Origin of the sequence: uncultured Oribacterium sp., assembly GCF_902481605.1 — a bacterium.
GTDB classification, from domain to species: domain Bacteria; phylum Bacillota; class Clostridia; order Lachnospirales; family Lachnospiraceae; genus Oribacterium; species Oribacterium sinus.
The window spans coordinates 55,833-66,430 of record NZ_CABSXI010000005.1 but is presented as its reverse complement, the minus strand read 5'-3'; the positions used below and the strand labels follow the sequence as shown (position 1 = coordinate 66,430).

Below are 10,598 nucleotides of genomic sequence, written 5' to 3'. Positions count from 1 at the left end.
TTAAACCACATGCTCCACCGCTTGTGCGGGTCCCCGTCAATTCCTTTGAGTTTCATTCTTGCGAACGTACTCCCCAGGTGGAATACTTATTGCGTTTGCGACGGCACCGATGCCCTTCGGGCACCAACACCTAGTATTCATCGTTTACCGCGTGGACTACCAGGGTATCTAATCCTGTTTGCTCCCCACGCCTTCGAGCCTCAACGTCAGTTGTCGTCCAGTAAGCCGCCTTCGCCTCCGGTGTTCCTCCTAATATCTACGCATTTCACCGCTACACTAGGAATTCCGCTTACCCCTCCGACACTCAAGCCAAACAGTTTCCAAAGCAATTCATGGGTTGAGCCCATGCATTTCACTTCAGACTTGCTTCGCCGTCTGCGCTCCCTTTACACCCAGTAAATCCGGATAACGCTTGCCCCCTACGTATTACCGCGGCTGCTGGCACGTAGTTAGCCGGGGCTTCTTAGTCAGGTACCGTCATTTTCTTCCCTGCTGATAGAGCTTTACATACCGAAATACTTCTTCACTCACGCGGCGTCGCTGCATCAGGGTTTCCCCCATTGTGCAATATTCCCCACTGCTGCCTCCCGTAGGAGTTTGGGCCGTGTCTCAGTCCCAATGTGGCCGGTCATCCTCTCAGATCGGCTACTGATCGTTGCTTTGGTAGGCTTTTACCCTGCCAACTGGCTAATCAGACGCGGGTCCATCTTATGGCGATAAATCTTTTCACCCTGTACCATGCGGTACTGTGTGCTTATGCGGTATTAGCAGTGATTTCTCTCTGTTATCCCCCTCCATAAGGCAGGTTACCCACGTGTTACTCACCCGTCCGCCACTAGATAACGTATCTTCCGGCCGAAGCTTTCCAATACGCATCTCGTTCGACTTGCATGTGTTAGGCACGCCGCCAGCGTTCATCCTGAGCCAGGATCGAACTCTCATAAAAAGTGCTTTTCTTGCAAAAAGCATTATCCGCTCTTCCGAGCGGTTTAAGTTCAGTCCAAGTCAAAACGCGCTTAGCTTGTTTTTCCTTTTTACTGTTAAAGTTTGTTTTCGCTGCACATTTCTGTGCTTCTGAATTTTCTCTGCCGGAATTCCGGCTTTTCGTTCTTCTTAGAAGAACTTCTTTTCAAGAATCTTCAGGGTCTGTGTATTATTCGATCTTTGATTTTCAAGGTCCTGTTTTGCAAAAAGTTTTCCGGTTCATCTTGGCTAAAGCCTTGATTTTCCTTGCTTTCTTTCTGCTTTTTGCTGTCTTGTTTTTTGCGACAGCTTGTGTATCTTAACACCCGTTTATGGGACTGTCAAGCAATTTTTTGCCTTTTTTTTAGAATTTTTTTCCATTCTCAGGAAACAACTATATCTTGGTTTAAAAGCTTCTATATCTTGTTTTTCCTTCTGTTAATTCATAAAAAAGATTCTTGTAAACAGATTGCTTTCCTTCAAAATATAGGGAATACTTCCCGGTCGGGAAAAGCCTTCCAAAATCGTATCCTTTAGGGGGAAGTTAGGCAGAATACTGAGAAGAATCAAGGCGAACCAAAGCCAAAATACCCATTCCACCGCTGATAACGCCGCTCCGGAGATCCGGTTTACCAGCTTAAGTCCCGGCAATTTAAAGAGATACTCCAAAATTTGAAAGCCAATTTTCAAAAGAATCCGAAGAATAAGATATAAGATTACAAAGAAAATCACGCTATAAACCAGCTGGAAGATTTTCTCCGAAAGATTGGCCTTCCATTGTTCCAGACCGATAAACTGATAGAACAAATCAATGTTTTCCATAGACTTGTCCGGTGTAGGATTGCTGCCTATCACATCGGAAAGCTGCGCTCCCTCCCTCTGAATCGGAAAGAAAAAGCCTGCAATATTTTGCACCAGCTTCTGCAACTCTTCATTCTTGGCAAGCTCCTGCTGTGCCACCGGCATAAGCAGCTTTGCCATAGCAATGGAGAGAAGCAGGGAGGTCATCGCAAATATTTTTTTTAATAATCCCTTCTTGTAGCCATGCCATACCATAGCACTAAGGGAAAGGAGTAGGACTAAGCCTACTCCCATTTCACTCATTCCCATATTTTACCCCATAAAATGTTCTTCTCGTAAAATCAACTTATCGTCCTTATTGTACTTTGGACGAAGGAAAGAACTTAACTTCTTGCCAAGACCGGGTTTCTCCGCCTGGTCTGCAGCTTCCTCCACCAGGTCCTCCGCACTTTGCTTATTCAGAATAATTCCATCCTCTTCCATAAGCTGTATTCTCTCATAGAGAGCGGTGATTCCCTTTTCCGTGATGGCACAGTCAATGCTGTCGGCATAGGAAATCGCATATTCCGCAAACTCGTCTATGCTCATTCCCGCATTTTTCTTTTCCTTTTGACCAAGAGGAGAATGCTTTTCCAACGCATCGGAAATAGCGGATAAGTCTTCTTCCTCTTCCCTGATTGGAGCTTCTCTTCTCTCTTCTCTTACTGGAGGAGCATCCTCAACAGCTTCCTCTTCTATTTCCTCGTCGTAGTCTTCATTTTCATCATCATAATACTCATCCTCGGGCTCTGCATCTTCGAAGTCCCGAGAATCAACTTCCTCACGGATTGCTGATGGAGCTTCCTGCTTTTCCTTAGCTTCTTCCTTCCGGGCTTCTTCCTCCAAAACCTCGGTATAGGGACGCGCCGGTCTGTCGAAAATGGAAGGCTTATGGGGAACATACTCTTCTTCGATAGTCTCTTCCGCCTCTTCCTTCTCCGGCTCCTCTACGGAAGCCTCAAGATCCACGTCTTCCAGATCGTTATCCTCTTCTTCCTCCGGCTCTTCCTTGTTGGAAACGATGTCGAAGTAGTCGATAAATCTGGGTCTATCCTCAGCCATACGATCAAAATGATCGTACACATCCACCAATATAATAGAAGAAGCGTCCTTTGGATTTTGAATGTATCTTTCGATTTCATCCACAACGGAGTACTTCAGTTTTCCGGCTTCTTCAATAATTAAATCTCTTTCCTTCAGCTTCTCCGCAAATGGAGCGAAGCCCTTTTCATTAAGCTTGTCCGCATTGGTTTTCGCTACCTTAAACGCAAGATTGTATTCCTGATGGAAATACTTGATTTCCTCTACCGCAATCTTGAAGCCTTCTTCCAGAGTGTCCGCTTCAATAATCATGTGGTAGGTGGGGATAGACTCTTCCTTCTTATCGGTTGCTGCCGGAGTTTCCTCCTGTGCCGCTTCCTTTCCTTCGGCCTTCTCCTCGGAGCTGTCCTCGGAATATTTTTTGGATGCTTCTTTGGAATCTTCCGGGGACATATTATCGGAAGTTTGATCGGAAGCTCCTACAGTCTCCTCCTTGGAAAATTCTTCTGTTTCCGATTCCTTTTCCTGCTCCGTTTTTTCTTCCGACTTACTTAACGCACTGTTCTCCGCCTGCTTTTCTTTTTCTCTTTGAATCTCTTCTCTGCTTACTTCCTTCGGTGCTAATACTCGGGAAGCTTCTTCCGGAAGCTCTCTAATGGAAGGCTTTTCCTCATATACAGCCTGTCCGGAATTCTTCTCTTCAAAAGCAGGTTCTTCCTCCGGAAGGGCAAAGCTTTCCTTTCGGAGTGCTCTTCTTGTATCTTCTTCAAAGGGACGATACTGAAGCTTTAAATCCTGGGCCTTATCCACATATTTTCCCATACCGAAAAGAAGAATCATCTTATCACAAAGGGCGATGCAATCCTCTTCTCTTCCGGCTTCACCATAAAGCTTTGCCAACTCATAAAGCCACTTCTCATCCAGCTCGGTTTCAGTAAACTGCTCCAAAGGTCCTACCAGCTGGGAGGCCATAGCTCCCTTTGCCTTCAAAATCTTATAGCGAAGCAGGTATTTTCTGGGATCCTCAGGACTGACATCCAGGAATTCCTTGTAAAATTCAATAGCCTCTTCGATAGAGCCGGAACGTAAGGACAGCTCTGAAAGCTTATAAAGAAAACGCTTTCCCACCGGTGCTCTCTCAAAGGCCATCAGCAGAATATCCTTAGCCTCTTCGTACTCTCCGTTGTACTCATAAATATCCGCAATAGAAGAAAGAAGGTTTGCATTACGCACCCTATTCCAGTCAATGGTATCCGCAATCTGCATAGCAGTCTTGTAATCTCCCTGACTGCTTAACTTTTTAATCTGTTCTGCCTTGATACTAAACTCGTACTTGTCCATAATACCCCTTCCACTTCCTATAAACTGACTCTTCCGTCCAATGCTCTAAGAAGTGTTATTTCATCAATATTTTCTATATCTCCCCCTACAGGGACCCCGGAAGCAATACGGCTTAAGGGCACTCCTAAAGGTTTAATCAGCTTTGTGATATAGCTTGCGGTGGTTTCTCCTTCCAAAGAAGAGTTGGTGGCAATAATCACCTCTTCCACCTCTCCCTGCAAACGAACCATCAGCTCCTTCAAACGGATGTCCTCCGGTCCGATACCAAGCAAAGGGGAAATCGCCCCGTGGAGAACATGATAAACCCCCTGATATTTGCCTACTCGTTCATAGGCGGACATATCCCTCGGGTTTTCCACCACCATAATCTGTTTATGGTTTCTTTCCGCACTACTGCATACCGGGCAAAGCTCCCCATCCGTTAAGGTACAACAGCATTTGCAGTAGCGAATACTGTCTCTGGCCTTTTTGATGCTGTCGGCCAAAGCGTAGGCCTGTTCTTTCTCTCCGTTAATCAGAAAGTAGGCTAATCTTTGTGCGGACTTCGGACCTATGCCCGGAAGCCTGGAAAGCTCCTGCACCAGACGGTCCATATCCTTGGAAAAATACTCCATTAAAATCCTAACCCCATTCCGCCGGTAAGCTTGCCCATTTCCTGATTGGATTCCTTTTCAATGTCGGAAAGGGCCTGGTTCATTGCCAGAACAATCATTTCTTCCAAAGTTTCCACATCTTCCGGATCTACGGCATCCTTATTCAGGCTGACACTTAAGACCTTTCTCTCCCCGTTCAGCACGACCTTAACGGCACCGCCTCCGGCCTGAGCAAGGTATTCCTTTTTTGCCAGCTCCTCCTGGGTTTCTTCCAGCTTCTTCTGCATCTTCTGATACTGCTTCATCAGATTATTCATATTCATGCCGGGCATTCCCCCGCCAAATCCACCATGCTTTGCCATAGCTCCTCCTTAATTTTAAATTAAGCATAACTTATACTATTTTACCATGAATCCCAAGAATAAATCTATGCGAAATCTTATAATTCCCTTACAGTGTGAGATTTTTATCCTTTTTTTTTTAGCGAATCCAGGCCTTGATTTATTCCTGATCGCTAATCTCAATCGTCATGGAAATTTTATTTAAATCTTCATCGGAAACATATTTGGTACTGCGTTCTTCCGTTTCCACCTTTCCCAAAACAAAATGAAATTCCTTTTGATATTTTGCAGAAATCACCTTTCCGATTTCCAGGAGTTCCATATTAGTAAGTACATTGGAAAGCATGCCCAGGCTCGGTGCAATGACCATGGATTTCTTATCCTTTGCCGGATAAACTCTGGATTTCGCCAAGGCCTGTTTCACCGTGGGCGAATCAAAATAGTTTTTGATAATATCCCAGTCCTTCTTTAAAAGCATATAGTCCTCATACTGGGCTTTCGGAAGGACAACTTCCTTTTCCATGGCCTCCGGTACATCTCCATTTTCCTCCTTGGAAAATGCTGTCCTTTCTACAGGAAGAAAGCTTCCCTTCTCCATCTTCTCTTCCAGCTCTCTTAGCCTCTGTAAAAGGGCGTCCGTCTTTCCTTCCATTTCCGGATGAGCCAGCTTTACCAAGGTACTTTCCAGTAAAACCCGCTTCTGTCTGGCAAAACGATACTGCTGTAAAAGCTCTGTCAGTAAACGGATACCTCGTAATATTTCTTCCATGGAAAGGCTTTCCCCATCGGAAAGAAGCTGTTTTTTATTTTCTGCGGACAAATCCATCAAACCGTCAATCTTCTCTACGGTTTTTGCCAGCATAATATTACGATAATAGTTTAGTAAATCAGAAGTATATTGGCTAAGCTCCTTTCCCTGCTCCAAAACTTCGGAAACTAAGGTCATGGCTTTTGCTATGTCTTTCTCTCGAAGGGAAGCAATCATTTGGGAAAATGCTGCGGTATCCACCGCTCCCAATATTTTCAAAGTATCTTCATAGCTAATTTCTCGCTGAAAATCATAGCTGGCACACTGGTCCAAAAGGCTCACCGCATCACGCATGGAGCCATCTCCCATCCGGGCAATATAATGAATAGCCTCCTCTTCAATGGCAATATGCTCTTCTTCCACAATGTGTCTCAACCTGTCCGCAATAATGTCTGCAGGAATTCTACGAAAATCATAACGCTGACAGCGGGAAAGAATGGTTATGGGTAGAGCATTTGGCTCCGTAGTAGCCAAGATAAATATGGCGTATTCCGGCGGCTCCTCCAGCGTTTTCAAAAAGGCATTATGGGCCGACTCTGTCAGCATATGCACCTCGTCGATGATATATACCTTATAGCGCATGCCTACAGGTGGATACTCCACCTGTTCCCGAATTAAGCGGATATCATCCACCTTATTGTTACTGGCTGCGTCCATTTCATATACGTTAATACTGGTATTGGACAAAATCGCCTTACAGTTTGCACACTCATTACAGGGATTTCCATCCTTAGGGTTTAAGCAATTTACAGCCCTTGCCAAAATTTTCGCCATGGAGGTTTTACCCGTACCTCTGGTACCACAAAAAAGGTAAGCATGACCAATACGATCATGACTTACCTGATTCTTAAAGGAACGAGTGATGGCATCCTGTCCAACCAAATCATCGAAATCCCGAGATCTCCATTTTCTGTATAAAGCGGTATATGACAATTCTTCTTATCCCTTCTATATCGTTAAAACAGATAAAATTGGCGCCTAAGTTCATCAAGTTCTTTTTAAATAAGCTCTATACAAAACTTCATCTTCGGCTATTCTTCATCTCCAAAAGAAATCCCCAGCATCTTGGCTTCTTTCACAATTCCGGAATCCGGATCCACAGTTTTTAATTTACCGGCAATATCTGCCAAAGGAACCGTTGTGATTTCATTATTCTTTAAAGAAAGCATCACGCCGTATTTTTCCTTCTTAATCATTCTGGCAGCTTCCGCACCGATTCTTGTAGCAAAAACACGATCATAGGGAACCGGCTGTCCACCTCTCTGGGTGTGTCCGGGAACGGTTACTCTGACCTCGGCACCGGTTTTTTCTTCTATTTCCTTCGCCAGCTTATAGGCTACGGAAGGATGATTCTTCCTATCCTCCGCCAGCTTCTTCTTTAATTCCTTCTTGGTCAGCTTAGATTCGTCCTTGGAAATAGCCCCCTCTGCTATAGCTACAATAGAGAAACGAGAACCACTTGCGTGACGCTCCGCTATTTTCTTACAAACCGCATTGATATCATAGGGAATCTCAGGAACCAAAATAATGTCGGCGCCACCGGCAAGTCCGGCATAAAGGGTAAGCAGTCCTACCTTATGTCCCATAATCTCTACAATAAATACCCTACCATGGCTGGCAGCTGTAGTATGAATACAGTCAATGGCATTGGTAGCTACTTGAACGGCAGAATAAAAACCGAAGGTCATATCCGTACCGTAGAGATCATTATCAATGGTTTTAGGACAGCCGATAACATTCAATCCTTCTTCCGACAAAAGATTAGCTGTTTTTAAAGAACCGTTACCTCCTAAAACCACAAGACAATCCAGGCGAAGCTTTCTATAAGTATGCTTCATCGCCTCAACTTTGTCCAAACCATTGGCATCCGGTTCCCGAATCTGTTTGAAGGGTGTTCTACTGGTTCCCAGAATGGTTCCGCCTTCCGTCAAAATTCCGGAGAAATCGGAACGCTCCATCTTACGATATTCATCATAAATCAAACCTTTGTAACCATCCAGGAAACCATAGATTTCCACGTCTCCCAATAAGTTATATAGGCTTTTTCCTACACCGCGCATGGTTGCATTTAAAGCCTGACAGTCTCCTCCACTGGTTAATATTCCTACTCTCATCCTTACCCCCTTTACTTACTACGGCAGTAATCTTGCTTTTCTACAATAGAACAAAGTATACGGAAAAGCAATAAAAAAAAGAGACTTTAAAAGTCTCTTTCGTTGCGGGAGATGGATTTGAACCAACGACCTTCGGGTTATGAGCCCGACGAGCTACCAGACTGCTCCATCCCGCGATAATCAAATGGGGCCTACAGGGCTCGAACCTGTGACCCTCTGCTTGTAAGGCAGATGCTCTCCCAGCTGAGCTAAGACCCCCTGTCGCGTTTTTTGCGACCTGTTCATATTACTAAATACAAAGCCCTTTGTCAATAATAAAATCTTTCTAAAGGAAAAATTTTTCTATGAAAATGACCCTGAAAATTTGCGAAAAATTCACGAAAGAGTTTTGCAAATAGTTCGCTGATATTTTTTGCGAAAAGCTCTCCTTTAGGATGCCAGCGTTTTCAAATACTCCTCCACAAAAGCCTTATACTTAGGAACCTGGGCTCCCACAATAGGCTTTCCTACAATCTTACCTTCCTTATTGATAAAGAAAGTGGTGGGAACACCAACTACACCGGAGAGTAATTCCGCAAAATCATTGTTGGGGATAATATTGGTAAAGTGCGCATTGGTCTTATCCAAGATGGTATTTGCCAGCTCAATATGATCCGCATCCTCTTTTCCGGCCACATCAGCCACCAAGCCGATAATCTGTACATTGTCCGGAAGACTTCTCTGCCACTCTCCAAGCTCCGGCATCTCTTGAATACAAGGCCCGCAGAAGGTTCCCCATACATTCAGAACGGTTAAATCCTTCTCCCCGAAAATAGAACTGTCCACAGACTCCAAAGCTAAATTCTCCGTGGTAAATTCCAAACTCTTATCGGATACGGAAAAATTGCTTGCCTTCTGCTCTCCCGCCGCTTCACTTGCTTTCTCGGATGCTTTCTCCGCAGCTTTTTCTGTAGCCTTCTCTGTTGTTGCCTCTGTTTCTGCAGAAACCTTGGTTTCTGTCTTTCCGCTATTGCCACAAGCCGCAAGAGCCAAACTGCTTAAAATCGCCAAAGCAAGAACTAATTTTTTCCGTTTCATAATCTCTCCTTTTGTTGAAAATAATAATTCTTTGCAAGAATAGCATATTTCCTTTATAAATCCCAGCATTTCTCTAAAGGATTAAAATCTTTTATTTTCTTTCTTCTTCCTTTAGATTTCCTTCGTTTTTTGACAGAATTCAGGAAAATAAAAAAGGCCGTCTTCCCTTAATAGCTTCAGCACTTCCTCCTGACACTGCTCCACAGTCTTCCCTTCCACGGAAAGCACCGCATCGGCACAGGCTTGATAGCGGCTCTCCCGCTCTTCCATAATCTTTCTTATAGAATGAAGATCCAGCTTGTTTTGTAATACCGGTCGATTCTCCGCTTCCTTTTCCAGTCTTTCCAGTACCGCCTTGGGAGAGAGCTGCAGGTAAACGGTAAAGCAATGCTCCTGTAAAAGCTTACGATTTTCCTCCCGAAGTACAATTCCGCCTCCCGGGGATAGAATCATTTCCGCCTGTCCTTCATAGAGAATTTTCTCTTCCTCTCTTATCGGAGAGTCTGCAGGAAAAGCTTCCTGCAAGTCTTGAGACAGCTTATTTTCCTCCGTCAGCACTTCCTGTAAAAGTCTTGTTTCCGCTCTCCGAAAACGTTCTTCCCCATATTGCTTAAAATACTGGGAAATCCGCATGGAAAAGCTTTCTTCCAGTCTTCTGTCCAGCTCCACCAAAGGAAGGGAAAGCTTTTGGGAAAGCATCTCCCCTAAGGTTGTTTTTCCGCTTCCCATAAAACCAATCAGGGCAATGATTTTTCTTCCCTCCATTTTCCGCCAAAGCTTCATGTATTCTTCCATACCGAACTGGCCGGGAGCGGAGGCGGAAAAGGCTTGCACAAAGCTATGTTTGGAGCCGGAAAGGCTACCCAGCACTCGGGAGCTCTTTCCCATTTCTCCCATAGACATACTGATTAAGTTTCTTTCCGGATGCTTATCCTTCCATTCCCGGGAGGCCAGCATAAGATTCAAAACATCCGCTTCCTGTCTTGGCATACAGGCCAGTTTCACCGTGTCCGTTCCATAGGAAGCCAGAGCGCTGAGAATCTCTCTACATTCTCCCCGGCTGGGGGTCTTTTGAAAATCATGGTAGGAGGCAATGCATTTTCCTCCCAGCTGCAAAATCATGGCATGGCAGTCTAAAAAAGCCTGCCGTCCTTTACCGTCCAGCTCCACCTCTAAATCGATATAATCCGGATAGCCGCTTTCCATGGCCATCATATTCAGTTGGAAATAAGATTTATCATAGGGAAAGAAACCACCCTGACGCTCTGTACGAATGGTGAAAATCAGCTTCTTGTCTCCTAAAATTCTCCGAAGCTCTCCCAGAAAGTTTCCTAACTTCTCCTCACGCTTTTTCAGACAGTCATAGCGAATTTCCACCCCGTAAAGAAACGGATACAGGGGATGCAGGGCTAATGCCTTGGCATCCCTTAGAAAATCCTTTTCAGAATCCCCTGTTAAAGGTACAATCATTCCCATTTTC

General features: G+C 44.7%; 8 protein-coding genes, 2 tRNA genes and 1 rRNA gene. All 11 read right to left on the bottom strand.

Annotated features, from left to right (window positions below; all coding sequences use genetic code 11):
• Positions 1 to 946: ribosomal RNA gene (locus RDQ32_RS02045) — 16S ribosomal RNA — on the bottom strand; the annotation flags it as partial.
• A 455-nt stretch (positions 947 to 1,401) separates the two neighbouring features.
• Positions 1,402 to 2,073, bottom strand: coding sequence for a CvpA family protein (locus RDQ32_RS02040; protein ID WP_007158333.1), 672 nt, complete (start codon positions 2,071 to 2,073; stop codon positions 1,402 to 1,404).
• Between the two features lie 3 nt (positions 2,074 to 2,076).
• Positions 2,077 to 4,185, bottom strand: a complete 2,109-nt coding sequence (locus RDQ32_RS02035) for a hypothetical protein (RefSeq protein WP_308578934.1) — start codon at positions 4,183 to 4,185, stop codon at positions 2,077 to 2,079.
• Positions 4,186 to 4,202: 17 nt separating this feature from the next.
• Positions 4,203 to 4,799, bottom strand: coding sequence for a recombination mediator RecR (gene recR, locus RDQ32_RS02030; protein WP_007158335.1), 597 nt, complete (start codon positions 4,797 to 4,799; stop codon positions 4,203 to 4,205).
• Positions 4,799 to 5,140, bottom strand: coding sequence for a YbaB/EbfC family nucleoid-associated protein (locus RDQ32_RS02025; RefSeq protein ID WP_007158336.1), 342 nt, complete (start codon positions 5,138 to 5,140; stop codon positions 4,799 to 4,801). The genes recR and RDQ32_RS02025 overlap by 1 nt, the downstream gene beginning before the upstream one ends.
• A 139-nt stretch (positions 5,141 to 5,279) precedes the next feature.
• Positions 5,280 to 6,860 carry a DNA polymerase III subunit gamma/tau gene (dnaX, locus tag RDQ32_RS02020; protein WP_007158337.1) on the bottom strand — a complete coding sequence of 527 codons (1,581 nt, stop codon included), beginning with the start codon at positions 6,858 to 6,860 and terminating at the stop codon, positions 5,280 to 5,282.
• Between the two features lie 98 nt (positions 6,861 to 6,958).
• Positions 6,959 to 8,041 carry a 6-phosphofructokinase gene (locus tag RDQ32_RS02015; RefSeq protein ID WP_007158338.1) on the bottom strand — a complete coding sequence of 361 codons (1,083 nt, stop codon included), beginning with the start codon at positions 8,039 to 8,041 and terminating at the stop codon, positions 6,959 to 6,961.
• A gap of 102 nt (positions 8,042 to 8,143) precedes the next feature.
• Positions 8,144 to 8,217, bottom strand: a tRNA-Met gene (locus tag RDQ32_RS02010).
• A gap of 9 nt (positions 8,218 to 8,226) precedes the next feature.
• A tRNA-Val gene (locus RDQ32_RS02005) sits at positions 8,227 to 8,299 on the bottom strand.
• A 171-nt stretch (positions 8,300 to 8,470) separates the two neighbouring features.
• Complete coding sequence (locus RDQ32_RS02000; protein ID WP_308578932.1) at positions 8,471 to 9,118, bottom strand: TlpA disulfide reductase family protein; 648 nt, start codon at positions 9,116 to 9,118, stop codon at positions 8,471 to 8,473.
• A 111-nt stretch (positions 9,119 to 9,229) separates the two neighbouring features.
• Entirely contained in the window at positions 9,230 to 10,594 is a 1,365-nt protein-coding gene (aroD, locus tag RDQ32_RS01995) for a type I 3-dehydroquinate dehydratase (RefSeq protein ID WP_308578931.1), read from the bottom strand.
• Between the last annotated feature and the right edge of the window lie 4 nt (positions 10,595 to 10,598).

Coding starts and splice junctions, on each gene's coding strand:
- aroD (WP_308578931.1), bottom strand. CDS start 10,594: ATGGGAATGATTGTACCTTTAACAGGGGATTCTGAAAAGGATTTTCTA.
- recR (WP_007158335.1), bottom strand. CDS start 4,799: ATGGAGTATTTTTCCAAGGATATGGACCGTCTGGTGCAGGAGCTTTCC.
- RDQ32_RS02025 (WP_007158336.1), bottom strand. CDS start 5,140: ATGGCAAAGCATGGTGGATTTGGCGGGGGAATGCCCGGCATGAATATG.
- RDQ32_RS02000 (WP_308578932.1), bottom strand. CDS start 9,118: ATGAAACGGAAAAAATTAGTTCTTGCTTTGGCGATTTTAAGCAGTTTG.
- RDQ32_RS02040 (WP_007158333.1), bottom strand. CDS start 2,073: ATGGGAATGAGTGAAATGGGAGTAGGCTTAGTCCTACTCCTTTCCCTT.
- RDQ32_RS02035 (WP_308578934.1), bottom strand. CDS start 4,185: ATGGACAAGTACGAGTTTAGTATCAAGGCAGAACAGATTAAAAAGTTA.
- RDQ32_RS02015 (WP_007158338.1), bottom strand. CDS start 8,041: ATGAGAGTAGGAATATTAACCAGTGGAGGAGACTGTCAGGCTTTAAAT.